Source organism: Stenotrophomonas sp. UBA7606 (assembly GCF_002477705.1).
GTDB lineage: Bacteria > Pseudomonadota > Gammaproteobacteria > Xanthomonadales > Xanthomonadaceae > Stenotrophomonas.
Genome location: NZ_DLJW01000126.1, coordinates 56,011 through 80,288, shown reverse-complemented (window position 1 = coordinate 80,288; position 24,278 = coordinate 56,011). Strand labels below are relative to the sequence as shown.

The following is a 24,278-nucleotide window of genomic DNA, read 5'->3' as shown; positions in this document are numbered from 1 at the left end:
GCGGAACCACTTCCCCTTCTTCTGAGGTCAACCCCATGAACAACGCTCATTCCAGCGGCGACACCATCCAGGTTCCCGCGCCGGCCGCCGTCACCAGCGGCGTGCCCTTCATTCTCGGCGCCCTGCTGGCCGTGCCGGTCACCAGCGCCGCGTCCGGCGAGCTGGTCGCCGCGCAAATCGAAGGCGCCTTCACTTTCCCAAAGCTGAGCACCGCGGTCATCACCGCCGGCGCCAAGCTGCATTGGGATGCCTCCGCGGGCGAGTTCATCGTCGCAGCCAGCGCCACCGGTGACCTCGAGAACTGCGCCGTCGCCATTGCTGCCGCCGGCAACGGCGTCACCACCGTGGTGGCCAAGCTGTTGCCCGGAGTCGGCGCCATCAAGGCCTGATCCACGCCCACCACCGCACGCAGATGCCCGGGTGGCGTGTGCGGTGGTGGGGCTTCCAATCAATCCCAGGGGGAACAACCGTGAGGCTGGCCGAGCTGACCGACATGGCAAACACCACGCACAACGTAGCAGCCACCGTCGCCAAGGTTTCCACCTACGGCGGCAGTGCCGGCGCCGTGTTGTTCGGGCTGACGGCGAACGACATCGCCGCCTTCGCCGGCGTCGGCATTGGCCTGACGGGCATCGCCATCACCCTGTTCTACAAGCACCGCGAGGATCGCCGCGCCGCCCAGCGGCACGCCGCCGAAATGGCGCGGCTGAAGTGGGAGACCGATCACCATGTCTGATCGCAGCGCCGTCTCCCCGGTCCGCATCGCCGTTCTTGGCCTGGGGCTGAGTGCGGCAGCGTTCGCCAGCTGGGTCGTCAAGGAAGGCGACGGCCCCACGGCCGTGCGTGCGGATGGGGAGGTGGTGCACAAGCCGTACATCCCGACCAAGGGCGACGTACCCACCATCGGCCACGGCTCCACCCGCTATGAAGATGGAACGCCGGTCCGCATGACCGATGCGCCCATCACCCGCGCCCGTGCGCAGCAGCTCGCCCGCAACCTGCACAGCGAGGAAGAAGCGCGGTTCCGCGCATCGCTCCCCGGTGTGGCTCTCACCCAGGGCGAGTACGACCTGTACGTGGATTTCACCGGCCAATTCGGCATCGGCAACTGGCGCAGCAGCTCCATGCGTCGCCGCCTGCTGGAAACCACCACCGCCACCCCCGCGCAGCTGCCGGGCCTGTACCGCGCCGCCTGCGATTCGCTGCTGCTGTGGAAGAAGCAGGACGGCCGCGATTGCTCGCTCCCGCAGAACTGGGGCCCGAAGGGCTGTAAGGGCGTGTGGACCCGTCAACAACAGCGCCATGCCAAATGCCTGGCCGAGCAGGTGGCGCAATGATCACCCGCATCCTCGCCGCGCTGATCCTGATCCTGCTCGCGGTTGTCGTCTGGCAGCGCGGCAGTGTGTCGATCGCGCACCGTGCTGCGGACAACGCCGCCGCCGCACGTGACGTTGCAGAGGGCGAGCGCGACAGCGCCCGCGCTGAGCTTGCCCAGGCGCAGGCCGTCATCACCACCGAGCGCGCCAACGCGGCCAAGGCCAGCGCCGTGGCCGCTCAATACGAAAAGGACAAAGCCGATGCGCAAGCCGCTTCTGATCGCCTTGTGGCTGACCTGCGCGCTGGCAACCAGCGCCTGCACGTCCGCTGGCAGGCAGCCATCGCCACCGGCGAACTGTCCGCAGCCGCCTCGGCCAGCGCCCTCGCTGATGGTGCCGCCGCAGACCGAATCGAAAGTGCGGGTCGAATTGTTGGTGCCGCCGCCGCCTGCGACGCGCAAGTGAAAGGCCTGCAGGCCTTCGCCCGCGTGTGCAGTGGAGGTGGCCAGTGAGCTTTGTTCGCATCGCCGTTGACGCGGACAACATGCTGGGGCGCCAGTTCACCGAGCTGGAGCGGCAGAACCTTGGCTTCGCAGTCATGCAGGCCTGCAACGCCACCGCGTTCGAGATCCGCCAGACCTGGGCGCGCACCGCGCCGCGCGTGTTCGATCGGCCCACGGCCATGACGCAGCGCGCCGCGCAGTACAAAAAGGCGACGCGGCAGAAGCTGTATGCCGAGGTATTCCTGCGAGATGAGGCCTCCAACGGCACTCCTCCGGCCAAGTACCTGGCGCCGCAGGTTGAGGGTGGCCAGCGCCGCAAGAAGGGCTTCGAAGTGCTGCTGCAGCAGAAGGGCGCAATGCCGGCCGGCATGTTCGCCGTGGCCGGCAAGGGTGCGCCGCTGGATCGCTTCGGCAACGTCAAGGTTGGGCAGGTGAGCAAGATTCTGTCGCAGCTTGGTGCACGGCAGGACAAGTATCAGAACCAGACTGATGTGAGCGCAGCGCGCCGCCGCGGCAAGCGCCGGCGCGGTGGAGAGTACTTCGCGTTGCAGCAGAAGCGCGGCCGGCTGCTGCCCGGCATCTACGAGCGTATCGATTTCGGCTTCGGTTCCGCCGTGCGCAGCGTCTTCATTTTCACCCGTCAAGCGAACTACAAGCCGCGCTACAACATCTTTGCGCTCGCCCAGCGCGAGTGGGACAAGCTGATGCCGTTTTACTTCAACCGCGAGCTGCAAAAGGCGCTGGAGTCGTCCAAGTACCGGGGGCGATCATGAGCCAGAAAGCCTTCCTGCAGGCGTTCGACCAGGCCGCCATCGGCAGCTTCATGGCCGCCGGCATGGCCGATTCTGCGCAGTACACCGCACCGGGCGGCGTGGCCATTGCGTGCAGCGTCATGGTCGATCGCGGCACGCAGGTGTGGGGCGAGGACGGCATGCCGGTGGCGCTGGGTGAAATCAGCGTCGCGTTCCAGCGGGCAGAAGTGGAGCCGGTGAAGGGTGGCATCGTCGTCGTGGATGGCGACACCTACCGCCTCACCGACAAGCTGAAGGACGACGCCTCACTCGCCCGCTGGCTGGTGGTGCCGAATGGCTGACCCAACGCCCCGCCGCCGGCTGCTGGACGCATTCCGCGCCAACCTGCTGCGCATCAACGGCGTGGCGCCGTACCACACCGCCATCGGCGCGGTGGCCACGCTGGAGCCGGGGCAGCTGGACCCGGAACAGGTGGATGACGGCATGGCTGTCTATATCGAGCGGCAGGAGCGCCCGGCCGATCCCGCCGTGCAGCGCACCCACCGGCAGACCACCGTGACCATCGTCGTCAAGCGCCGCGGCGGCACCAGCGCCGAAGAAGAACTCGACCTGGTTGTCGAAGACATCGAGCGCGCGATGGAAGGCCGCCAGGCGACGTGGCCGGCCGGCTTCACCCAGCCCGTCTATCAATCGATGGAACCCCATCGCGCACCGGCCGGTGCCGACTGGATCGGCGCGCTGATCCGCTACACCACCAGCATTCCCACCTTGAACCGTTAACCGCCGCCCCGCGGCATCACTGGAGACACACACATGAAAGACCACAGCTACCTGGGCAGCGGCAAACTCCTGATCCGCGAGTACGGTGCCGCCACCGCGTTCGAGGAAGTGGGCAACTGCTCCGCGCTCACCTTCTCGCCGCAGGAAGAGAAGAAGAACCTGATCGACTACACCAACCCGGGTGGCGGCAACCGCAACGAAGTGGCGCGCCTCACCGGTGTGGAAACGGCCTACACCTTCCACGACTTCGCTGCCGAGAACTTCGCTCGCACCCTGCGTTCGTCCGTCACTACCGTGGCCGCCGGCACCGTCACCGAGGAAGAGGTCGTTGCCTACAAGGGCGGCTTCACTCCGCTGTCGAAGGTGGCCACCGGCATCACCGCGGTGAAGGCCGCCAGCGGCGCCACCACGTATACCGCCGGCACGGACTTCGAGTTCCGCGATGGCGGCATCTTCGTCCCCACCGGCAGCACCATCACCGCCCCGGCGGCCGGCGCCGCAAACATCAAGGTCACCTACGCCAACGCCGCGCAGAAGGTGGTGGAGGCGCTCACCCAGTCCGCGAAGCAGTACGAAATGCTGTTCGTCGGCCTGAACGAAGCGCAGAGCGGCAAGCGCGTGCGTGTGCATGCGCACAAGGTCAGTGGCGGCCTGCTGGCCAGCATGGGCCTGATCGGCGAAGAGTACGGCGCCGGCGAAGTGACCGGCGGCCTGATGGCGGACACCACCAAGGGCACCGGCCTGTCGCAGTACTTCACCGTCGTGCTGGAAGACGTGGCATGACGCCTTCCGTAACCGCGGACGTTGACGTGCTGGCTCCGGCCAGCACGTCGGTGGAGTTCGCCGGACAGCTGGTGGAGATCCTGCCGATCCCGGCCGGCCGGATTCCCTTGCTTATTCGTACCGCGCGGCCGGTGATCCAGGCGCTGATGGACAACAACGTGCTCACCGGCGAAGGCGACGAGCTGGACATCAACGTGATGCAGATCGTCGACCTGATGGGCGATCACGGCGAGCAGTTCTTCGATGCGTTGTCGCTCGCGGCCGGTGTGTCCGTCGCTGACGTGGAGGCCGCAAACCTCGATGACGTGGTGCGCCTCACGCAAGCCTGCCTGCGGGTGAACCGGGATTTTTTTACGCAGAGCGTCGCGCCGCTCCTGGCCGGCATGGCGCAGCGGTTGCCTGGAGTTGGGCCGATGCCCTCCAGCTCCTGATCGAGCAAGGGCACAGCTTCAGCGACATCAAGCAGTACACGCTCGGCCAGCTTCGGGCCTTCACCGAAGCGGCCGAGCGCAGCCGGCGCAGGAAGCTGGCAGATGACGCGGTAACCGCACGCGCGGCGCAGTACGACGGCAAAGACTTTTCGGCATACCTCAAGGGGCTCACCGGCTGATGGCTACCAATCCCAATCTGCGTGTACGCATCTCGGCAGACCTTGCGGATATCAAACAGGGGCTGGCGGTGCTGCGTGGTGACCTGCGCAAGCTGAAGGATGATGCCGCGCGCTCCGGTCCGAACACGTCCAGCTGGGTGGCCGGCCTGAAATCTGCCCGGGCACAGCTGGTCGGGTTTGTCGCTGCCTACGCCTCGCTGCGCACACTGGGCTCGCTGGCCAAGGTTTCCGATGAGGCCGCCGGCATCACCGGCCGCCTGCGCTTGGCGACGAAGAGCCAGGAGGAGTTCAACGCCGCGCAGGATGAGACCTTCGATATCGCCCAGCGCACGCAGGCCAGCTGGAAGGAAACCGTAGCGCTCTACAACAAGGTCTCGCAGTCCGCGGACCAGGTAGGGCTGAGCCAGAAGAAGCAGCTCGAGCTGACGGAAGCGGTATCGATGGCGCTGGCCATCTCCGGCAGCACCGGCGAAGAATCTGCCGGCGTCATGCGCCAGTTCGGCCAGGCGCTTGGAAGCGCCCGCGTGCAGGCGGAGGAGTTCAATTCCATCAACGAGGGTGGCCAGCGCATCGTGCAAGCGCTGGCCAAGCACCTCGGCATTGCCAGCGGGCAAGTGAAGGCCTACGTCAACGCCGGCAAAGTGAGCAATCGCGATCTGGCCCAAGCCCTGCTGAAGGATCAGGCGGACCTGCGCGCCGAATACGAGAAGATGCCGAAGACCATCGGCGGCGCCTTCGCGCAGATCCGCAACTCCTTCGTGCGCTTCGTCGGCGACCAGAACGAGGCCACCGGTTCGGCGCAGGCATTCGTGTCGATCCTGCGCGATATCGCCACTGATCTGCCACAGTTCTTCAAGCCCATCCTGGAGCTGATGCAACAGGTGGCCAACAACCTGCGCGACACCGAATCCGCCGCCGATTCCCTCGGCAAGAAAACGAGCTGGCTGGCAGGCGCAGGTGAGTTCCTCGCGAACGTGTTCCGCGTGCTGGCAGCGGCCGGCATAGTCGTGAAGAACGTGGTGGAGATCATCACGCTTGTGCTGGCTGCACTCGGCACCACGGGGTTCAAGGTGGCCGAAGGGCTGGTGAAGTACCTCGGCGGTGCGTTCCGCAACATTGCCAACACCTGGCAGACGTTGAAGGACGAAGGCCCGGTAGCCGCGGTGAAGGCATATGCGGCCGGTGTGGGCGGGATCATGGACGATCTCACCGCGCAGCGGCAAAGCATGGTGGCCGGGTTCCAGGCGGCCAGCGACATGATCCGCAGCGACGCCAAGGACTTGGCCCGCGGCGTCACCGGTCTGTTCGCGCAGATCGACGCGACCACGGCCCGCGTCCGTGGCAAGGCATCGGAAACCGGCGGCGATGGTTCGGGTGGTGGCGGTGGCGCCGGCAAGGCCGTGGCGGCCTCCAACGCACTGATGCGCGATTCCGTTACCCGGGCCCTTGCCGAGCTTGACCGGCTCTATGCCGAAAACGAAATCGGCATGCGCGAGTATTTCGCCACACGGCTGGAGCTGCAGCAGCAGTCGATCGATCTGCAGATCGCCCAGGCACAGGCCGAACTGGCGGCCACGAAGGATGCCGGCAAGCGGCAGAAGCTGGAAGAGCAGATCACCATCCTGCAGCGCGACCGCGCAGATATCGCGACGAAGGGGGCGCAGGAGCAGAAGAAGGCCGAGGATGAGCTCGCCAAGTCGCTGGGCGACGTGCAATTGAAGCTGATGGAGCTGGACGGCCGCACTGGAGCCGCCGAGCGCGCAAAGCTGGAAACCGAGTATCAGGACCTCTTCAAGCGGCTCGACGCCAGTAGCGATGCGACCGGCCGCAAGATGGTCGAGAACCTGATCGACCGGCTGGTTGCCAAGGCCAAAGCTGACGAGTTGAAGCAGGCCGGCGAGAATATCGCCAACGCGCTGCAGGGCAAGGAAGCCTCCATCGGCGCGCAGGTAGCCGGCGGCATGCTTGGCTACAGCGAAGGCGAACGGCAGGTGGCCGCTGCCCGTGCCAAGGCCATCACCGACCTGCAGGCGCTGCGGGTGGCTGCGCAGGCATCGCTGGCCGACATGAAGGAGGGCACCCCAGAGCACGCCGCGGTTCTGGCAGGTATCGGTGCCATCGACGTGCAGATCGGCTCGATCACCGCCTCCCAGCAGGTGTTCAAGCAGAAGATGGAGGACATCGCCGTCTCGTCCTTCGGAGACTTCCTCGGGGACCTGACTACCGGCGCAAAGAGCTTTAGGGAAGCGTTCGCTGACATGGTCAAGAGCTTCGTAGCCGGAGTCGCGAAGATGGTCGCGCAGGAAGCCGCATTGCGGATGATCCGAGACCTGTTCGGCGGCACGGCGACAGGAAACGCGACGGGGAAATCGTCAGTTTCGCTGAAGAAATACCACAGCGGCGGGAAGGTGGGGTACGGCGGTACGCGCGTGAGGCTCCCGATCAGTTCAATGCTCCTGGGCAATGCCCCGCGCTTCCATAGCGGCGGCGGATTTGGTCTTGATAGTGATGAGCGCCTGTCGATTCTGCAAACCGGTGAGCGCGTGCTATCGCGCAAGCAGACTGTGGCATACGACAGTGCGCGCGGCCTGGATGTGCAGATCAACATCAACAACCAGACAAGCGGTGGAGCAACTCTGGAGCAGACCGGGCAGCGTCAGGACGGCGGGCGGCTGATTGCCGACTTCGTGCTGAAAACGGTAGCTGCCGATATCTCGGGTGGCGGACAGGTGGCAAAGGCTGGACAGCAGGCTTACGGCTGGCGCCGTCAGGGGGTATCCCGTGTTTGATCTCGTCATGCCATCAAGCATTCCCTGCCCGGAATGGGATTCACTGAACTGGTCGCCTGCCTTCGATGGCGTTGTGCGCAGCCAGTTCCCGGCCGGTATGAAAACGCGGCGCCTGGTAACAGCAGTTCCGGAGATCTTCTCCTGCGCGATCTACCCGACCGCCGCGCAACTGCAGGTGCTGCTCGATTTCCACGATTACACCTGCGCCGGCGGCGTGCTTCGCTTCAACTGGTGGGACTTCCGCAAGCCCAACGACACCACGCGCCTGGCCGAGTACCAGTTCCAAGGCAGGCCAACCCACGGCACGTGGGCAGACATCTACCGCGCCGACCTGAAGCTCGTGCTCCATCGCAACTTCACCGGCACGTTCCCACTTACCGACGAGCTGGGCGCCCAGCTTGAAACCGATACCGACGAGGGTTTGACGACGTGAGCACTACCGACGAGAAAATTCCAGAGCGTGATCTGCCGGTAACCGCGCCTGGCGCGACTGACTTTGTGCGTGTGGTGAAGGGCGGCAAGTCATTCCTCGCGGCAGCTGTTGATCTTCCTATTCCTGCAGGCGTCCCCTCGCTGGTCGAAGATAGTCAAGAGTTTTTGCAGGGCAAGATCGCAGAAGCCTCTGCAGTATCAGCTGCTGCTGACTTGGCGCTGAGTCAGAAGATTGATGACGTCGAGGCCATCCGGTCCAGCGGAATGATGGGTTTCGACTCGCTTGCGAGTTTGAATGCTGATCTCGCCCATCCAGCGGGATCGTTGGCGGTCGTGACCAATGACGCAAGTTCATCGAACAACGGAACCTACCGCAAGCTTGGCGCAAGTGGCGCCGGTTCCTGGTTAAAGGCGGTTACGGCCCCGCTCACAGACGGTGCTGTCACAGAAAACAAGCTCGCCACAGCGGCAGTCACTGGGCCGAAGCTCGCTGTGTCCTCGGTAACGGCGTCCAAGTTGGCAGGTGGATACAACTACAAAGGCAGCCTGAGCAGCGGTAGCGTGAACGCAGTGGTCGCGGCGGGCCGATACCTCGTTTCGGGATCTGTCTCGGATCTGCCTTCTGGAGCGCCTGCCAGTGGAATGCTGGTCGTCACGTCGCTCAATAGCGACACCTACGTCCTGCAGGAATACTTCGGGCTCACCGGTCAGACGACCGTGTGGCGTCGATCGATACGTCCCAACAACGGGCCCACGTACAACCCCTGGGTCGTTCAAACCGCTTACCGCTCTTCTCTTTCCAGTGGCAGTGCCAACTCGATCCTCGCCGATGGCCGATATCTAGTCACCGCAGCGCTTTCTGATCTGCCAGTTGGGGCGCCCGCTTCCGGCTTTCTGGAGGTCAGCGTTCATGGATCGTGGGTGATACAAGAGTACTCAAGCCTGCAGAGTCCTGATGTGGCCTGGAGGCGCACGATACGAACTGACACGAACGTGTTCTATCTTTGGGGGCCAACAAAGTCCGCAGGTATTTCGCCGATCCAAGGAAAGAAGGTTGCGTTCTTTGGTGACTCAATCACCGAGAACGGCGATTACCCGGAGCGCGTGGCAACCAGGCTTGGCTGCGTGGCGCTGAAGTTTGGTTTTGGCGGCTGCAGGATGGGGCTCCACAACAGCACAGCGGCTGGAATTCTCTACGGGAAGATGAGCATGTGGAAGCTGGCCGACTACGTTTCGACCGGCGACTACTCGGAACTGACCGCGGCAGCTCAAGACCTCTACGCGCTCGAGGGTGATGACAATCGTCCCCAGGCTGCAGCACTTGCGGCCACGGACTGGGCAACTGTCGAATACGTGGTGATCGCCTTCGGCACTAATGATTGGGGCGGTGACAACGTACTGGGAGCGAATACCGACACGACTGCAGATACCTTCAAGGGTGCAATCAACTACACGATCAACAAGTTAATGACGGCATACCCGCATTTGAAGATTGCGTTCGTGTCCCCTATGTGGCGCTCGCGGCGTAGTGCTGGGGACGGCCTTGAGTCGGATGCGAACCCAAACACCAACGGGACGTATCTCATTGAGTTCGCTGATGCAGTGAGAGAGGTTGCAGCGTTGCGGCACCTGCCCGCATTGGATCTGTACCGCACGGCTGGCATTAATCAGTACAACGCGGCGACTTACCTGGCGGACGGGCTGCATCCCGCTGCCGGCGTTGGGTTCCAGCGTCTTGCCGATCGCGTCGGCGCGTTTCTCGGGGCTATCTTCTGATGCCCCGTACACTGACCACGGCACAGGCCAGAGCAATCCTCGCCCAGGACACGGCGGAGGTTTTCCTGCCGTGCCTGAAGATCGTGGCCGGCGACACTTTCCGCATCGTCAACAACACCGAGCCGTTGGCAAAGGCGGACGGGGTGTATCAGCCATATCCGTTTGAACCTCAGTTCCCCGAGGACAGCGACGAGAAGGGAAGCAACGTTTCAGTGCGCATCGACAACGTGGAGCGCGACGTCACCAGGCTGCTGCGCGATGCAACCGGAATCCCGATGGCCACGCTGGAGCTGGTGACGGCAAGTGAGCCCGACAAGCCCATTCTCGGGCCGTGCGAGTTCTCAGTGCTCAGTGCTGAGGCGGACATCATGCAGGTCACGCTGCAGTTGGGACACGAGGAAGACTTCCTCAACCAACGCGTGCCGGCCCAAACCTACGGCCCGACCAATTCGCAGGGGCTGTACCAGTGAACCTTGAACCGTTAGTTGGCATCCCCTATGAGGGCCGGCACTTCTGCCGTGTGTTCGCCGCACGCGTCCTGGCGGCGCATGGCGTGCCGCTGCCGGCGGTGATCAAACCCGAACGGGCAACGGACTGGGAACGGGTGCCAAGGCCTGAGGCGCTGGCCGTGGTGGTCTTCCACACCGGCGCTGCGCCCGACCACGTCGGGGTGTGCATTGGGCGCGGTCGGTTCCTTCACGTCGAGGAAGGCTCCCGCAGCCGTATCGAGTTCCTTTCATCGCCCCTATGGTCCAGCCGGATCGAGGGCTACTACCGCTACAAGGGTGAGAAATGACGCACAGTTTGATGCTTCGTCCGCACGAGTTCTCCCAGGACGTGGGCGTGGTGCTCGTTGATGGGGGGCAGACACTACGTGCCATGCTCATGCAGGCATGCGGCGGCGGAAACCTTGCCGACGATGAGCTGCAGGTTCGCGTCGGAGGGCATGAGGTGCCGAGTGCCTACTGGAGGCAGCTTCGACCCAAAGCGGGAGTTGCCATCCACATTACCCGCCGCTCCCTGCACGGCAACACAGGGCGCCAAGTACTCGCAGTGGTGGCCATGGCCGCGCTGACGTATTTCACTTTCGGTATCGGCACAGGTGCCGCGTCGGGGATCATCGCCAGCACGTATGGCACATGGGCTGCGGTTGGCGTGTACATGCTCGGCTCGCTTGCGATCAGTGCACTGACCAAGCCGCCGACGCCAGGTGGTAGCAACGACGCGACGGCGAAGTGGAACGCACTCACCGGCACGTCCAACCAGATCAGCCCTGGCGGGGTGATTCCCTTCGTGATTGGCGAATCGCGCTTCTATCCGCCCCATGCTGCTATCCCGTACAGCGAAGCGGTGGGCGAGAGCAGTTACCAGTACTGCCTGTTTGACCTTGGCCATGGCGACATCGAGGTGGCTGACATCAAGATCGGCGAATCTCCGATCAGCCAGTTTGACGAGGTAATCTACGAGATCACCCGCACGCCAACCATCTACACCAATGACGTGGCCGAGGTTGCGGTTGGTGCATCAATGGACGACACCGATGTCGTGACACGCACGACTGCTCCAGGGATTACTCGCATCGCCTTGGATCTGGTAGCCCCTGGCGGGCTTTACGGCGTAGGCACCAGCGGCAAGAAGTTCAGCATGGGCGTGCACTGGCGCATTGAGTACCGCCTCGCAGGCAGCAGCGATGCGTGGGTCACTCCGGCGACGCCGCGGCTGTCGTACATGACGCCCATGGGGGACGGGCGTTTCGCTGTCCGTATGGAGAAGGCAGAGGCTTTCGCCGCCGGCATCGCTTGGGATGTGCCAGCAGCGCAGTACGAAGTCCGAGTGACCCGCACGGATACACCTAAGGGCAGCTCCAAAAATACCTACATCACCGATTTCACATGGAGCTCGCTGCGCTCGATCAAGCCGGGGCTGCCGAGCACCACCGGCACCAACAAGTTGGCCATGCGCATCAAGGCTACGGACCAGCTCAACGGCACGCTGCAGAGCTTGTCGCTGGTGGTCCGGCAGAATGTCCGCGTCTATGACCGTGACGCAGACACCTGGGCCGCTCCAGCGGTCAACCTTAATCCGGCATGGGTGGCGTATTGGCTGTTAACCGAGTGCCCCGCTTTCAGCAAGCATGTGCCTGCAGGCCGCATCCATCTCGACACCTTCGCCGACTACGCCGAATTCTGCGAGACCAACAGCTTTGAGGCCCGGGGCGTCGTGGACGCGGCAACCACTGCGGCCGAGCTGATCGAGGACTTGCTGTCGTGCTCGCTCGGTTCGCTGGGCCGGCGCGATGGAAAGTACAGCATCGTTTACGACTCAGGCGAGACGCTGCCGAGCATGACCTTTACCCCGCTGGAGATCGACAATTTCACGATGTCGCGTCCGTTCATTCGGCTGCCGCAGGCATTACGGGTCCAGTTCAAGAACCCGGCAGCGGATTATCAGGACGACGAGATAATCGTGTTGGACGACGGGTACAGCTATCGTGGCGTGGATGCTCGGGGTAACCCGTCATCACTGCCCGAGCCGGCAGAGTTCGAGACCATGCAGCTGCGGTTCGCGCAGGATGCAATCCACGCCTGGCGCGTGGGCCGGTTCCATTTGGCCCAGGGCAAGTTCCGCCCGGAAAGCTACGGTTTCACCAGCGACGTGGCCGGCCTTGGAACCACCCGGGGCGACGTGATCGACGTGGCCCATGACCTGGTGGAGTGGGGTTCTGGCTGGGGCAGGGTGGTCAGCATTGGCAGCGTTGCGGGCAGGCCCACTCTGGTCCTTGACCAGATGGTCACTACGCAGGCCGGCAAGCGCTACAGCGCGCAGTTCCGGTGCGCCGATGGCAGTGCGGTGATCGCTGGCATCGTTGGCGCCGGCGGCGAGACGGATACGTTCTGGCTTGAATCCATCCCCATGACCTCCGGACCGTCGCCGCAGCCAAGGGTGTGGCCGGGCGACGGCTGTGTGATCGGTGAGGCGGAGAGCATCACGGAGAAGCTGCTGGTTACGGGGGTGCGGTACAGCGATGGCGGCCAGGTGACAGAATTCACCGCCGTTCGCTACGACCCACGAGTGGCGCCATTCTGGAGTGACCCGCCGGCGGAGATCGTCAGTGAGATCACTGGCACGACCTATGCTGAAGTTCCGGTGCCGGTGATCCTGGGCGTCATCAGTGACTCCATTGCGGATGACCCGGACGATGCCGGGATCGTGGCTCCTGTGGTTCGCATCGGCATCGGCCGCCAGTCGGAGCTGCATACGGAATTGAGGGCTGCAGCATGACGATCATCGCGCAGGAACTGCGCTACCGGGTTGCCGGTGTTGACGGGACGGAATGGATCGTCGACCGCATTCCGGCAGGTCAGAACATCGAGTTGCGGTCGGTGCGCCGCGGTGTCACCTACGACGTGGAGATACGCAACGTGGACCACACCGGTCGCATGTCTGCTCCAGCCACGCTGCAACACACGGTAGGCTCAACGATCCGCGAGGGGGCGCTGGCCCTTCCGGTGAACTCGGTGGCCAACATCAGCAGCGTTTGGGATGTGGACACCTCGGTCACTTACAGCGCCACGGACAGCGTGGCCACCGTGAGCGTCAGCGCCGGCACGCTCGTGATCGGAGGAACCACGATCAACTACGGTGCGAGCAGCGCGTCGGTCGCCGGCGCGCCTGAAACCGAAAAGACCATCTACCTGTTCTATGACGACCCCCGGCTTGAGGGTGGCTCTGTGGATCTCGGGGTCACCGAGGACTACATCACTTCAACGGCCGGCAATGGACGCATTGCGATCACCACTCTGAAGATCACCTTTCCCGCCGTAGGCGCGCCGCCCAGTACTGGCGGCGGTGGTATCGGTGGCGGTGGCGGTGGCGGCGGTGCCAAGAACCCATCAGCGGAGCAGCAAGCGGTATGACCTACGAGAAGAGAAATGACGTGCCGTGCCTCGCCGGCGAGCAGGTGGTGGAGCTGGACACCGGCGCCCTTGTTGCCAGCAGCTGCAGCTGCGAGCGTGTGGCTACGGGCGTTGCATTCCGCGCAAAGGCCAGAGCGATCGACAGTTCGGGAGCGTCGGTCCTGGACGCAGAGGGCCGCCCGGTGGTGACCGAGTTCTCCCATGTGGCGCCGGTGGCAGTGGTGGACACTGAAACGGCTGCCGTCATATCGCGTGATTGCCTGCTGGCAGTTCTGGGCGAGCCAGTCACCCGACCGTGGGCAGACGTGCTGCTGTCCAGTGTCAGCATCAGGGTATCGCTGGCTGCGGCGCCTATCAGCGGACCGGTGGATGCTGGGGCGGTTCTGTAGGCCTAAACAAACCCCGGCAGGCTGCCTTCTGGCGAGACGCCGAGTTTCACCAGCCAGGTGGCGACAAGCTCGATGATGGCCGTTTCGTCTTCCGGGTAGGCGTCGATCAAGCGTTCCTCGACCTCATCACAGGCCACCCAGAAGGCCTCTGACTCGCCATGCTGCAGCAGAGCATGGCCGATTTCGTTGAACGCCAGCTCATAGTCGGCTTTCTGCTGGTTACTCATCGTCGCTATCCGGCTCGACCATCCCAGCCTCGCGGATGATCCTCTCCACGCAACCGTGAAAGTAAGCCCAGTCCTCGGGTGCCACGTATTGCTCTATCACCTCGGCCTCTCCGGCGACTTCCTCGGCCTGTTCACCTTCCGGGCTGGACTTGGCGATGATCGCCGCCCGGGCCTTCAGGTCGTCCAAGCGGTCGTCCAGTTCTGAGCGGGTCAGTTTTGCGTTCATGGACAAATCCTATGCCCGGCGGGCGTTATGCTCCGGTCAAACGGAGGTGATACGTGTGCTATTCAGCTCAGATCGAAGCCGACTACAAGAAGTTCGTCCTGCACTACGGTGCGGTGATCGACCTTCAGACCTTCGCCAAGCTTTGGCTGCGGGAAGGGGACAATCCGCGCCCCAAGACGCCCAGGGCGTTGGACCTGTCTTTCCTCCGGCCTGGTGATTCCAGCGTTGCCGCCATTGCCGCTGAGATTCGGGAATGGGACAACGAGGAAGTCGCACAGCTTGAGACGGAGCTGACCAAGCAGACCGAGCGTCTGGCTGCCGCCGAGCAGAAGCTGGCCACCAAACCAACGAAGACCGCGGCAAACGAGCAGCGTATCGCCGGCAACAAGATCGAACAGATCAACCGGAAGGTGGCGGACCTGAAGCGGGCGAACCTCCTGGCACGGGACAGACGCATCTTCCCCGGCTACTACTGCCCGGTTCTCGTCAGTGAGAACGGCAAGCTGGTCGTGAAGCCGATGCGCTACCAGTGCCGGCCGGCTGGGAAGCCGGCCGCCTACGATGCAAAGTACCCAGGCACCTACAACGCCCGCCGCGACAACCTGGAGGGGTTCTGGAAGGGGCAGTTCGGGCACACGCATGGGCTGATCGTGGCCAGCCGGTTCTATGAGCACGTCGAGGTCGACGGCGAGAACCAGATTCTGGAGTTCGTTCCGCGCACCGGCGAGGACATGCTCATCGCGTGCCTGTGGTCGCACTGGAAGGACCCGAAGGGGGTGGAGCCGGATCTACTGAGCTTCGCCGCGGTGACCGATGAACCCGAACCGGAGGTGGCAGCCGCTGGCCACGACCGGACGATCATCAACATCAAGCCCGAGCACATCGAGGCGTGGCTCAATCCGGACCCGCACAACCTGCAGGACATGTACGCCATCTTCGATGACAAGCGGCACCCGTTCTACGAGCACAAGATTGCAGCCTGACGCAGTGTGTCCTTCGGATGGGCAGCGTTGCCCGTGGGCGGATTATGGTTTACGGGGCGCGGTCTTTTTCTCGGACGAACTCCCAACCGCATAGGCTGTCCGCAGTTGCGATATCTAATCTGGGGTGTGTCACCGTATCGGGCCCTGGGTCCTGCATCTCAACGTAGGTTCGATCGCTTGAGAAATTACTGGGAAACACAGCAAGACAGTTCGCGCCCGGTTGCTTAGTTGATCGATAGAGAACGCCTTCGTAGCCGGCCCACCTAAGCATCAGGCCGAAGCGTTGACTTGGGGAAGGAAGTCCAAATTGTGTCGGCCACCCGCGCCAGTTGGTGTCTTGAAGGTTTTTTTGCAGGCGGCTCGGAGTACGAATAAGTAGCGTTTCTGGCTTCCCAAGTTTGAGCGAGCGAGCAAGCTTTACCAGTTCTGGCGGCACGGCGAACTTTGATAGGACCTTTGCTACAGGCGCTAGGTTCCGAAGGTCCCGCATATCAAACACACGCTCGATATGTCCACGTAGCCTGATGTAGCTGTCGCTCTTCCGTAGGCACAGATCTGAGGCTGAGAGTCCGGTTTCGCGGATTTTCTCAGGGGAAATCTGATAGCATTCCCGATGTGCTGTTTCATATGAATCCCCTATGTAGAGCGCCGGAAAGACAACCGCCGCGCCTGATTCATCGCAATCGTTTCCAATATTAAACCTGCCGCCTATCGACCTGACACTGCCAGCAGCAGACAACGGTTGATTGCTATAACGAAACTCCACCATCCTGCCCCATGACTGGAAGTCAAACGGGGCCGCTGGTTTGGAATTCAGGGCCGCACTAAGTTGCTCGCGTCGCCTGGTTCGCTCCGGCTCCAGTCCGTGATAGAGCGAGTCGTGGACTTGATCCAGCTCACGCGAACGACGCTTCCAAGTCTCTAAATCCGACTCCGTGAAGCGCTCCAATAGGTTGATGTCAGCAGTAAAGTCATTGTGCATCCCGTGAATAGGGACCGGCTGCTTTGCCCGAGGGGTCATAGACAAGGTTTACACCCTATCCTCTTGGATCGCGGAAACAATGAACCTTCTCAGCCGGTCGTACCTGCCCAGCCTCACCATGTCACGCGGAGCGATGTCACCGAGCATGGGATTCTTCGTTCGGAACCACAACGCTGTCTTTGCGACATCTCCGTCAAAGATGTCTGCCACCATGTTCGCTACAGCACCGATTTCTTCCAAGCGCTCTACTACGGCTTTGGGTGCGTTCTGGTCCCAGCGAACTGACGCGGCGGATACCGATGCGATCTTCGAGACAGCGTTGCGGTCCAATTGCATGAACTCGGCAACTTTTCTCGGTTCGAACTCGGGGCCGTTGCCGAAATGCAAAGTGTCCCGATTCGGGACACTAAGAAAGAGCGAGGCGGTGTGCATCAGAGCAACCATTTGGGGTGGGCGGGTGAGCGGAGTATTACATAGCAATTGCTCTAGCGCACCATTCCTCCACCAGCGGTCAACCAATAGTCAACCACGTGAATTTGCAATAAAAACAATCACATGTGAAATTTTCGTGGCATTAACATCAATCGTGGACCATTCCAGCACGGATAGCAATCGCTCGTTGCGCGGCTGAAAAAGTGGTTGCAGCGCGCTGGGAGACGGGGGCCGATCCCAGCCCCTGAGACGCCCGGGCTTCAAGCTGGGCCATGCTCCCAAACCCATACCGCTGGCTAGACAGCCCCGACACCTGCTTTCTGTGCTTCAACTACCAGACTGTGGCGGTGCTGGGGCTGATGGAGGGCGGCAAAATCGATGGACGCCTGCATTGGCAGGGCCGGACGTTCTGGTTCAAGGCCGGGTCTTTTGACCAGGGTAAGAACTGGGTCGAGCGCTGGGTGGCTGCCCGCGGCGATGAGCTGGCCACCCGGCTGACTAGGCCGCGGCAGCGGAAACGGGACAAGCTGGCGTTGTTGTCTCTGGGCAGGCGCACCGGTCCGAATGCCGTCAGGCGCTGCAGAGCTTAGCTCGGCACTCCCTTCAGCCAGCGTTGCCGGCGTCGCGACCCTTGCGATTGACCGGCCCCAGTACTGGCCCCATGACGACGACAAGCAGGAAGGCCCAATGGGCACGAAAGCGGGCGGAATCACTGTGGAACCAAGCCCGGCAGGTGGACGCAGCAGCGTCCGGCGATTGGCGATCGAGGCACCGGAGCAGTGCCGGCGCCGACAGGCTGCGGCGGGAGGCTGCCAGGTTCTTGGCCATGGCCAGCCGGTGGGAGCCGGATGACGCGGCCTGATTCCGCTCCGCAAAGAAAAACGGAACCTTTCGGATCAAAGGCTTAGATGGTCGGGTGGAGAGTAGGTTGCGGAGCGGATTTCCGGCGCCAGCCCTTGTGCCACAAGGGTTTTCCATCTGACTTTTAATCTTTTGGTCGAAGGTTCGAATCCTTCACGGCCCACCAATACTGCAAAGGCTCCGGAGCGATCCGGGGCCTTTTTTGTTGCCGCCCTGGGGGACCAGCGCCACGCACGCGGCGCATGCCAGCAGGTACAGTTGGCAGCAAGAGGTCAGGGTCCTACCATTGACGTGATGGGTTCCGGCGCGGTTGGCTGGACGGGCGCAGGCCGTTACGCGGGAGCAGCATTGAGCAGGCAGCAGATCACCCAACTCCTGCATCGCTGGCAGCAAGGCGACATGCAGGCGCGAGAGCACTTGTTCGAAGCCATGTATTCGGACCTGATGCAGCTTGCCCGCAACCGTCTGTCCCAGCAGACCAACGGCACCCTGCAGCCCGCAGCCCTGGTCAACGAGTCCCTGATGCGCCTGCTGGGCAGTGACGCCGAGTACAAGGATCGCACCCATTTCGTGGCCATCGCCGCGCTGAAGATGCGGTCGGTGCTGGTGGACCACCTGCGTGCGCGCTCGGCTGACAAGCGTGGTGCGGGCGCTGAACAACTGACCCTGTCGCATGCCGACCAGGTGCAGGATGGTGCAGACATCGGCTACGACGTGCTGGCCCTGCACCAGGCATTGAACCAGCTGGCCGAAATGGAGCCACGCGCAGCCAGCACCATCGAGTTGACCTATTTTGGTGGCATGAATCGCGATGAGATCGCATTGGTGCTGGGTGTGTCCGCGCCTACCGTCGACCGTGACCTGCGTTTTGCGCGGGCGTGGTTGAACCGCCAATTGCGCTGAGGCGGAACGCCGGGCCATGGGGACTGAAGCGTGGCGACAGGTTCGCGATCTGTTTGATGCGGTATGCGAGTTGCCGCGCGAGCAGTGGCAGCAGGCCTTGCTCGAACACTGCCCCGACGATGCGGCCGTGCGCGAGGAGGTCCTGCAGTTGCTGCGTTCGCAGACGGTGGGATTGAGCCGGGTCAGCAACCGTCTTGATACGGCCTTGGCACGTGCGCTGGCTCCCGAGTTCGGCGTGGGCGAGCGGCTGGGGCCGTGGCGCCTGACCGAGCGCGTTGCCCAGGGTGGGATGGGCACGGTATTCAAGGCCGAACGTGCTGATGGTGTCTACCAGCGCACGGTGGCCATCAAGTTGCTGCATGGCATGCCCGGCGCCAGCGAAGTGGAGCGGCTGGGAGTGGAACGGCAGGTGCTGGCTGGCCTGCAGTTGCCGAACGTGGCGCGCCTGTATGACGGTGGCACCACACCGGATGGGCACCCCTACCTGGTCATGGAATACATCGACGGCATGCCGCTGGACAGCTGGTGCGCTGACCACGAGCCGGGGCTGGAGCAGCGGCTGCAGTTGTTTCTGGCCATCTGTGACATCGTGCAGTCCGCGCACGAGCAACTGGTGCTGCATTGCGACCTGAAGCCGCGCAATGTCCTGGTGCTGCCCAATGAGCAGCCGGTATTGCTGGATTTTGGTCTGGCACGCCTGCTCAACGAAAGCCGCGAGAAGCAGGAAGCAGGTTATTGCACGCCAACCTATGCCAGCCCCGAACTCATCCGCGGCCAGCCGGTAGTCGCGGCAAGCGATGTCTACAGCCTGGGGGTGATGTTGGTTGAGCTGTTGTCGGCATGCAGCTGTGATCGCGGGACGGACGACCTGGAAACGCCAGTGCCCCTGCCCAGCGTACACGCGTCGGCTGCCTTGCCCTGGCGTCGGCAGCTGACGGGGGACCTGGACGCGATAGCGCAACGCGCCTGTGCGCTGGATGCGAACGAGCGCTACCGGTCGGTGGAAGCCTTGATCGGCGATCTGCGACGGTATCTGCAGCACGAGCCTGTGCGGGCGCGCGAGGGCGGGCGCCTGTATGTGCTTGGCAAGGGTCTGCAGCGGCATTGGCAGGGGGTGGCTGCGGTAGTGGGGGTGGTGGCGCTGCTGGCGGTGTTCGTGACCGGGCTGCTGCAGAACCGTCGCCAGGCCCAGGAAGAGGCGGCGATAGCGCAGCAGATCAGCAAGTTCATGGTAGGCATGTTCGAAACCGCCGATCCCTTCCTGCACACCGAGCGTGGTCAGGAAGACCTGAGTTCGCGGCAGATGCTGGACAAGGCGGCATTGCAAGTGGAACGGGACCTGCGCGATGCGCCGGTTGAGCGTGCACGCATGCAGATGGTATTGGGTACGGCCTACCAGAATTCCGGGGTGGCCCAACAGGCCGAACAGCTGCTGCAGCGTGCCTATGAAGGTTTCATCCAGCCCGATGTCGACCGGCCCATGGATGCAGCGGCGGCATTGGCGAGCTTGTCGCGTCTGAAAACCAGTGAGGGCAATGGTGCCCTGGGTGAGGCGTTGGCCGAACGTGGGCTCGGGCTGCTGGGCAGGCAGCCTTCAGCGGAGGTCGAGGTGGCGCTGCTGGCTGCCAAGGCGCTGGCGCTGACCAACCAGCAGCACTTCGAGGCGGCGGAAAATGCTTACCTGGCTGCGCAGGCAAAGCTGGCCGGGCTGCCGACGGTTGATGGCGGTGCGGTGCTGCATGAAATCACCTACAACCAAGGTCTGCTGTACCTGCGCTGGGGCCGCCATGCGGCAGCCGAACAGGCGTTCCGCAAGGTACTGGAAGGCCTGCATGGGCGCCGCACCAGCCTGGCATTGGCAGTGGAGATGCGCCTGGCGCAGTTGCTGCGTGAGCAGGGCAAGTATGCGCAGGCGCTGCCGCTGCTGCAGGCCGGCATGACGCACGTGCGCAACCTGTACGGTGTCAACAACAGCTTCATTCTGGTGCAGCACGATGCCTTGGCCGATCTGTACGTCGACATGGGTGACTACCCTGCCGCGGAGGCGGAGTTCAGGGCGCGTCTGGCCTTGAGTGAAGCGATCGAAGGCCCGGCTTCGGTCGGTTACTCGATGGGCTTGTTCAACCATGGCGCATTGCATGAACTGCGCGGGCAGATGGATGTGGCCGCGCACATGTACCGCCGGGCCTGGGACATACGGCGAAGCCAGCTGGGCGACGAAGCGCCGGCTGCGCTGCGCGCTGAGGCGGGGCTGGGGTGGTTGTTGATGCGTGCCGGACGCATGGAAGAGGCTGGCACGTTGTTGCTGCATGCCGACCAGGGCTTGAATGCAGCACTGCCTGCCGATGCCCCGGGCCGGCAGGAGGCGCGCCTGTTCCGTATTGGTTGGCACACGCGGCAGAACCAGCTGGTGCAGGCGCAGGCATTGCTGGACCAGTTGCACGACCAGGTGGTACCTACGCTGCGGCCGGCGTGGTTGATGGCAAGAGCGGCGCTGGAGGAACGCAGGGGCACGCCGGACAAAGCACTGCCGTTGCGTCAGCAGGTGCTGGCGCAGTCGAAGGCCCTGCATGGCGATGACCATCTGGAAACGGCCAGGGCCCAGGTGGGCTTGGCCGAAACCTTGTTGCAGCTGGATCAGCCAACGGCCGCGTTGCAGGCATTGGCGGCCGCGCTGCCGGTAATGCGGCGCGTACAGGTCGCCGGTTCACCGGATCTGCGCAAGGCCGAAGGCCTGGAACTGCTGGCTCGCAGGTCGCAGGCCCAGCGGAAATAGCATGTTTCAACCCTGCTCGCGCACGATCTCCACCAGCCGTTCGCCGTAGCGGGCCAGCTTGCTGCCGCCGATGCCACCCACGCGGCCCAATGCATCGATGCTGGTCGGGCGCTGCTCGGCGATGTTGCGCAGGGTGCTGTCATGGAAGATGACGAAGGCCGGCACGTTCTGCTCGCGCGCCAGTTCCGCGCGCAGTCCGCGCAGGGCATTGAACAGGGCCAGATCCTCGGCCTGCACCGGCAAGCCGGTGCGTGGCCCGCCACGCTCGCGTTCGCGGCTGGCAGGGCTCTCGCGGCGCATCATCATCTGCCGCCGGCCCTTGAGCACGTCGCGGCTGGCATCGGTCAGCTTCAGGCCGCCATGGGCTTCGGGGTCGACCTCCAGCAGGCTGGCCGCCACCAGTTGCCGGAACACGCCGCGCCAGCTGCGCGCATCCAGGTCCTTGCCGATGCCATAGGTGCTCAGCTGGTCGTGACCAAGCTGGCGCATGCGTTCGCTGTCGCTGCCGCGCAGGATGTCGATCAGGTGGCCCACGCCGAAGCGCTGGCCGCTGCGGTATACGCAGCTCAATGCTTTCTGGGCCGGCACGGTGGCATCCCAGGCGGCGGGCGGGGTAAGGCAGTTGTCGCAGTTGCCGCAGGGCTGGGGGTAGGTTTCGCCAAAACCGGCCAACAGCACCTGGCGGCGGCACTGCATGGATTCGCAGTAGCCGAGCAGGTGGTCCAGCTTGGAGCGCTCCAGCTGCTTGCGTTCCTCGCCGGCCTCGGATTGCTCGATCATCTGCTTGAGCAGCACCACGTCGCCCAGGCCGTAGCACAGCCAGGCTTCGGCCGGTTCGCCGTCACGGCCAGCGCGCCCGGTTTCCTGGTAATAGCCTTCCATCGACTTGGGCAGGTCGGTATGCGCCACGAAGCGTACGTCCGGCTTGTCGATGCCCATGCCGAAGGCGATGGTGGCGCACATCACGATGCCGTCTTCGTGCAGGAAACGACGCTGGTTGGCGGCACGTACCTCGGCCGGCATGCCGGCGTGGTAAGGCAGGGCGCGCATGCCTTGTTCGCACAGGTACTGCGCGGTCTCTTCCACCTTGCGGCGCGACATGCAATAGACGATGCCGGCTTCGTCGCGGTGGTTGCCCAGGAAGGCCAGCAGCTGGCGCTTGGCGTTGTCCTTCTGCACCACCGTGTAGCGGATGTTGGGGCGGTCGAAGGAGCTGACGAAATGGCGGGCCTGGGACAGGTCAAGGCGTTCTGCGATCTCGCGCTGGGTGGGCGGGTCGGCGGTGGCGGTGAGCGCGATGCGCGGTATCTGCGGCCAACGCTCGTGCAGCACCGTTAGCTGCCGGTACTCGGGGCGGAAGTCATGGCCCCATTGCGACACGCAGTGCGCTTCGTCGATGGCGAACAAGGCCACCTGGGCGCGGCCCAGCAGGGACAGGAAGCGGCCGGTCAGCAGGCGCTCCGGGGCCACGTACAGCAGCTCCAGTTCACCGGCCAGCAGCGCGCGTTCCACCCGTGCGGCGGTGTCGGCATCCAGTGTGGAGTTGAGGAACTCGGCGCGTACGCCGACCTGGCGCAGTGCTTCCACCTGGTCCTGCATCAGCGCGATCAGCGGCGAGATGACGATGCCGCAACCATCGCGCAGCAGTGCCGGGATCTGGTAGCACAGCGACTTGCCGCCGCCGGTAGGCATCAGCACCAGCGCATCGTGGCCGCTGGCGACATGTTCGACGATTGCCTGCTGGTCGCCGCGGAAACTGTCGTAACCGAAAACGCTGGAGAGCAGTTGCTGCGCGGGACTCTGGGACATCGGCGTAGTTTACCCGCTGACGGCCCGGGCCGACGGACCGCCACAGGGTCAGTGGCGGCCGAGCATCCGGTTCAGGTTTGCACGACCCCAAATGTAGCGCCGAGCCATGTTCGGCGGGGCGCTACCGGGCAAGCCGCCTGCCGAGCATGGCTCGGCACTACGCGGGCTGCAGCTGTTTGTTGTTGGTAGCGCCGAGGCATGCTCGGCTGGGGCATTGCCGGGCGAGCCGCTTGCCGAGCATGGCTCGGCATTACAAGGCTGCAGCTATTTCTTTTTTTGGTAGAGCCGAGCCACGCTCGGTTGGGGCATTGCCGGGCAGGCCGCTTGCCGAGCATGGCTCGGCACTACGAGGCTGCAGCTATTTTTTTTGGTAGAGCCGAGCCACGCTCGGCTGGGGCATTGCTGGGCAGGCCGCTTGCCGAGCATGGCTCGGCACTACACAGCTGCGTTACTGCAGCAGCGAGCGCAGCATCCACGCATACTTTTCGTGGATCTGCAGGCGCTGGGTCAGCAGGTCCTCGCTGGGGGCATCGTCGGCGTCGTCGGCCTGGTCCAGTACCTTGCGCGCGGTGCGGCATACCGCTTCGTTGCCAACCACCAGCTGGCGTACCATTTCGCGCCAGTCCGCGCTGTCGGTCAGGCCGGGCTCCTCCGGGATCGAGGTCAGCGCGGCGAACTCACGGTAGGAGCCGGGTGCGTTGAAGCCCAGCGCGCGGATACGTTCGGCAATCTCGTCCAGGGCGGTCCACTGCTCGGTGTACTGGTCCATGAACATGTTGTGCAGCGAATTGAACATCGACCCGGTGACATTCCAGTGGAAGTTATGGGTCTTCAGGTACAGCGTGTAGGCATCGGCCAGGAAGTGGGACAGGCCATCGGCTACCTTCTTGCGATCGCTGTCCTTGATCCCGATATCGACACCGGGTGTGGACGGCGCGGCGGCTGCCAGCTTCTTCTTGCCGGCTTCTGGTTTGCTGCTGTTCTTGGCTTTGGCCATGACGCTTTCTCCTTGGCGGGTTGAATGGCTTCACA

Annotated in this window: 26 protein-coding genes; 20 read left to right on the top strand and 6 right to left on the bottom strand. The window is 63.6% G+C overall.

The window, feature by feature from the left end:
* Positions 1-35 precede the first annotated feature (35 nt).
* The 17 genes from B2527_RS16745 (at position 36) to B2527_RS16665 (ending at position 14,047) form a co-directional block, all read left to right on the top strand.
* On the top strand, positions 36-389 hold the full coding sequence (locus B2527_RS16745) for a DUF2190 family protein (RefSeq protein WP_293716322.1): 354 nt from the start codon (positions 36-38) through the stop codon (positions 387-389).
* A gap of 104 nt (positions 390-493) precedes the next feature.
* Positions 494-736: a holin gene (locus B2527_RS16740; RefSeq protein ID WP_293716319.1), complete on the top strand. Its 243-nt coding sequence runs from the start codon at positions 494-496 to the stop codon at positions 734-736.
* Positions 729-1,337 (top strand): glycoside hydrolase family protein, encoded by a 609-nt coding sequence (locus tag B2527_RS16735; protein WP_293716316.1) that lies wholly within the window; start codon positions 729-731, stop codon positions 1,335-1,337. Before B2527_RS16740 ends, B2527_RS16735 begins: the two co-directional genes overlap by 8 nt.
* Positions 1,334-1,828 carry a lysis system i-spanin subunit Rz gene (locus tag B2527_RS16730; protein WP_293716313.1) on the top strand — a complete coding sequence of 165 codons (495 nt, stop codon included), beginning with the start codon at positions 1,334-1,336 and terminating at the stop codon, positions 1,826-1,828. Before B2527_RS16735 ends, B2527_RS16730 begins: the two co-directional genes overlap by 4 nt.
* Positions 1,825-2,592, top strand: a complete 768-nt coding sequence (locus B2527_RS16725; RefSeq protein WP_293716310.1) for a hypothetical protein — start codon at positions 1,825-1,827, stop codon at positions 2,590-2,592. Before B2527_RS16730 ends, B2527_RS16725 begins: the two co-directional genes overlap by 4 nt.
* Positions 2,589-2,912 (top strand): head-tail joining protein, encoded by a 324-nt coding sequence (locus B2527_RS16720; protein WP_293716307.1) that lies wholly within the window; start codon positions 2,589-2,591, stop codon positions 2,910-2,912. The genes B2527_RS16725 and B2527_RS16720 overlap by 4 nt, the downstream gene beginning before the upstream one ends.
* Complete coding sequence (locus tag B2527_RS16715) at positions 2,905-3,351, top strand: hypothetical protein (protein WP_293716304.1); 447 nt, start codon at positions 2,905-2,907, stop codon at positions 3,349-3,351. The genes B2527_RS16720 and B2527_RS16715 overlap by 8 nt, the downstream gene beginning before the upstream one ends.
* A gap of 33 nt (positions 3,352-3,384) precedes the next feature.
* Complete coding sequence (locus B2527_RS16710) at positions 3,385-4,134, top strand: hypothetical protein (protein WP_293716301.1); 750 nt, start codon at positions 3,385-3,387, stop codon at positions 4,132-4,134.
* Positions 4,131-4,565 (top strand): hypothetical protein, encoded by a 435-nt coding sequence (locus B2527_RS16705; RefSeq protein ID WP_293716298.1) that lies wholly within the window; start codon positions 4,131-4,133, stop codon positions 4,563-4,565. Before B2527_RS16710 ends, B2527_RS16705 begins: the two co-directional genes overlap by 4 nt.
* A 178-nt stretch (positions 4,566-4,743) precedes the next feature.
* The gene (locus B2527_RS16700; RefSeq protein ID WP_293716295.1) at positions 4,744-7,533 is read left to right on the top strand and encodes a tape measure protein; all 2,790 of its coding nucleotides are present in this window, start codon (positions 4,744-4,746) and stop codon (positions 7,531-7,533) included.
* Positions 7,526-7,966 (top strand): hypothetical protein, encoded by a 441-nt coding sequence (locus B2527_RS16695; RefSeq protein ID WP_293716292.1) that lies wholly within the window; start codon positions 7,526-7,528, stop codon positions 7,964-7,966. The genes B2527_RS16700 and B2527_RS16695 overlap by 8 nt, the downstream gene beginning before the upstream one ends.
* Complete coding sequence (locus B2527_RS16690; RefSeq protein ID WP_293716289.1) at positions 7,963-9,741, top strand: SGNH/GDSL hydrolase family protein; 1,779 nt, start codon at positions 7,963-7,965, stop codon at positions 9,739-9,741. The genes B2527_RS16695 and B2527_RS16690 overlap by 4 nt, the downstream gene beginning before the upstream one ends.
* Positions 9,741-10,211, top strand: coding sequence for a DUF1833 family protein (locus B2527_RS16685; protein ID WP_293716286.1), 471 nt, complete (start codon positions 9,741-9,743; stop codon positions 10,209-10,211). Before B2527_RS16690 ends, B2527_RS16685 begins: the two co-directional genes overlap by 1 nt.
* Positions 10,208-10,537, top strand: a complete 330-nt coding sequence (locus B2527_RS16680; RefSeq protein ID WP_293716284.1) for an NlpC/P60 family protein — start codon at positions 10,208-10,210, stop codon at positions 10,535-10,537. Before B2527_RS16685 ends, B2527_RS16680 begins: the two co-directional genes overlap by 4 nt.
* Positions 10,534-13,023, top strand: coding sequence for a TipJ family phage tail tip protein (gene gpJ, locus B2527_RS16675; protein ID WP_293716281.1), 2,490 nt, complete (start codon positions 10,534-10,536; stop codon positions 13,021-13,023). Before B2527_RS16680 ends, gpJ begins: the two co-directional genes overlap by 4 nt.
* Positions 13,020-13,658: a hypothetical protein gene (locus B2527_RS16670; protein ID WP_293716278.1), complete on the top strand. Its 639-nt coding sequence runs from the start codon at positions 13,020-13,022 to the stop codon at positions 13,656-13,658. Before gpJ ends, B2527_RS16670 begins: the two co-directional genes overlap by 4 nt.
* Entirely contained in the window at positions 13,655-14,047 is a 393-nt protein-coding gene (locus B2527_RS16665) for a hypothetical protein (RefSeq protein ID WP_293716276.1), read from the top strand. The genes B2527_RS16670 and B2527_RS16665 overlap by 4 nt, the downstream gene beginning before the upstream one ends.
* A gap of 2 nt (positions 14,048-14,049) precedes the next feature.
* Here the strand turns inward: B2527_RS16665 and B2527_RS16660 are convergent, their stop codons facing one another.
* Both B2527_RS16660 and B2527_RS16655 read right to left on the bottom strand, forming a co-directional pair.
* Positions 14,050-14,274 carry a hypothetical protein gene (locus B2527_RS16660; protein WP_293716273.1) on the bottom strand — a complete coding sequence of 75 codons (225 nt, stop codon included), beginning with the start codon at positions 14,272-14,274 and terminating at the stop codon, positions 14,050-14,052.
* Positions 14,267-14,500, bottom strand: coding sequence for a hypothetical protein (locus tag B2527_RS16655; protein ID WP_293716270.1), 234 nt, complete (start codon positions 14,498-14,500; stop codon positions 14,267-14,269). Before B2527_RS16655 ends, B2527_RS16660 begins: the two co-directional genes overlap by 8 nt.
* A gap of 53 nt (positions 14,501-14,553) precedes the next feature.
* Here B2527_RS16655 and B2527_RS16650 point away from each other — a divergent pair, with 53 nt between their 5' ends.
* Positions 14,554-15,483: an SOS response-associated peptidase family protein gene (locus B2527_RS16650; RefSeq protein WP_293716267.1), complete on the top strand. Its 930-nt coding sequence runs from the start codon at positions 14,554-14,556 to the stop codon at positions 15,481-15,483.
* Positions 15,484-15,532: 49 nt separating this feature from the next.
* Here the strand turns inward: B2527_RS16650 and B2527_RS16645 are convergent, their stop codons facing one another.
* Complete coding sequence (locus B2527_RS16645) at positions 15,533-16,504, bottom strand: RES family NAD+ phosphorylase (protein WP_293716405.1); 972 nt, start codon at positions 16,502-16,504, stop codon at positions 15,533-15,535.
* Positions 16,505-16,513: 9 nt separating this feature from the next.
* Complete coding sequence (locus B2527_RS16640; protein WP_293716265.1) at positions 16,514-16,897, bottom strand: hypothetical protein; 384 nt, start codon at positions 16,895-16,897, stop codon at positions 16,514-16,516.
* 1,209 nt (positions 16,898-18,106) lie between these two features.
* Between B2527_RS16640 and B2527_RS16635 the strand changes: the two genes are divergently transcribed.
* Both B2527_RS16635 and B2527_RS16630 read left to right on the top strand, forming a co-directional pair.
* Positions 18,107-18,661 (top strand): ECF-type sigma factor, encoded by a 555-nt coding sequence (locus tag B2527_RS16635; protein WP_293716262.1) that lies wholly within the window; start codon positions 18,107-18,109, stop codon positions 18,659-18,661.
* 16 nt (positions 18,662-18,677) lie between these two features.
* Positions 18,678-21,437: a serine/threonine-protein kinase gene (locus tag B2527_RS16630; protein ID WP_293716260.1), complete on the top strand. Its 2,760-nt coding sequence runs from the start codon at positions 18,678-18,680 to the stop codon at positions 21,435-21,437.
* Between the two features lie 6 nt (positions 21,438-21,443).
* Here the strand turns inward: B2527_RS16630 and recQ are convergent, their stop codons facing one another.
* Together recQ and B2527_RS16620 are read right to left on the bottom strand one after the other, a co-directional pair.
* Positions 21,444-23,246: a DNA helicase RecQ gene (gene recQ / locus B2527_RS16625; protein ID WP_293716257.1), complete on the bottom strand. Its 1,803-nt coding sequence runs from the start codon at positions 23,244-23,246 to the stop codon at positions 21,444-21,446.
* Positions 23,247-23,694: 448 nt separating this feature from the next.
* Positions 23,695-24,243, bottom strand: a complete 549-nt coding sequence (locus B2527_RS16620; RefSeq protein ID WP_293716254.1) for a Dps family protein — start codon at positions 24,241-24,243, stop codon at positions 23,695-23,697.
* Positions 24,244-24,278: the final 35 nt, after the last annotated feature.

Bases quoted from the DNA above. Each gene is read 5' to 3' on its own strand.
- B2527_RS16730 (WP_293716313.1), top strand. From the start codon at position 1,334: ATGATCACCCGCATCCTCGCCGCGCTGATCCTGATCCTGCTCGCGGTT.
- B2527_RS16670 (WP_293716278.1), top strand. From the start codon at position 13,020: ATGACGATCATCGCGCAGGAACTGCGCTACCGGGTTGCCGGTGTTGAC.
- B2527_RS16720 (WP_293716307.1), top strand. From the start codon at position 2,589: ATGAGCCAGAAAGCCTTCCTGCAGGCGTTCGACCAGGCCGCCATCGGC.
- B2527_RS16745 (WP_293716322.1), top strand. From the start codon at position 36: ATGAACAACGCTCATTCCAGCGGCGACACCATCCAGGTTCCCGCGCCG.
- B2527_RS16735 (WP_293716316.1), top strand. From the start codon at position 729: ATGTCTGATCGCAGCGCCGTCTCCCCGGTCCGCATCGCCGTTCTTGGC.
- B2527_RS16710 (WP_293716301.1), top strand. From the start codon at position 3,385: ATGAAAGACCACAGCTACCTGGGCAGCGGCAAACTCCTGATCCGCGAG.
- B2527_RS16705 (WP_293716298.1), top strand. From the start codon at position 4,131: ATGACGCCTTCCGTAACCGCGGACGTTGACGTGCTGGCTCCGGCCAGC.
- B2527_RS16660 (WP_293716273.1), bottom strand. From the start codon at position 14,274: ATGAGTAACCAGCAGAAAGCCGACTATGAGCTGGCGTTCAACGAAATC.
- gpJ (WP_293716281.1), top strand. From the start codon at position 10,534: ATGACGCACAGTTTGATGCTTCGTCCGCACGAGTTCTCCCAGGACGTG.
- B2527_RS16640 (WP_293716265.1), bottom strand. From the start codon at position 16,897: ATGCACACCGCCTCGCTCTTTCTTAGTGTCCCGAATCGGGACACTTTG.
- B2527_RS16655 (WP_293716270.1), bottom strand. From the start codon at position 14,500: ATGAACGCAAAACTGACCCGCTCAGAACTGGACGACCGCTTGGACGAC.
- B2527_RS16665 (WP_293716276.1), top strand. From the start codon at position 13,655: ATGACCTACGAGAAGAGAAATGACGTGCCGTGCCTCGCCGGCGAGCAG.
- B2527_RS16700 (WP_293716295.1), top strand. From the start codon at position 4,744: ATGGCTACCAATCCCAATCTGCGTGTACGCATCTCGGCAGACCTTGCG.
- B2527_RS16645 (WP_293716405.1), bottom strand. From the start codon at position 16,504: ATGACCCCTCGGGCAAAGCAGCCGGTCCCTATTCACGGGATGCACAAT.
- B2527_RS16685 (WP_293716286.1), top strand. From the start codon at position 9,741: ATGCCCCGTACACTGACCACGGCACAGGCCAGAGCAATCCTCGCCCAG.
- B2527_RS16740 (WP_293716319.1), top strand. From the start codon at position 494: ATGGCAAACACCACGCACAACGTAGCAGCCACCGTCGCCAAGGTTTCC.
- B2527_RS16630 (WP_293716260.1), top strand. From the start codon at position 18,678: ATGGGGACTGAAGCGTGGCGACAGGTTCGCGATCTGTTTGATGCGGTA.
- B2527_RS16620 (WP_293716254.1), bottom strand. From the start codon at position 24,243: ATGGCCAAAGCCAAGAACAGCAGCAAACCAGAAGCCGGCAAGAAGAAG.
- B2527_RS16715 (WP_293716304.1), top strand. From the start codon at position 2,905: ATGGCTGACCCAACGCCCCGCCGCCGGCTGCTGGACGCATTCCGCGCC.
- recQ (WP_293716257.1), bottom strand. From the start codon at position 23,246: ATGTCCCAGAGTCCCGCGCAGCAACTGCTCTCCAGCGTTTTCGGTTAC.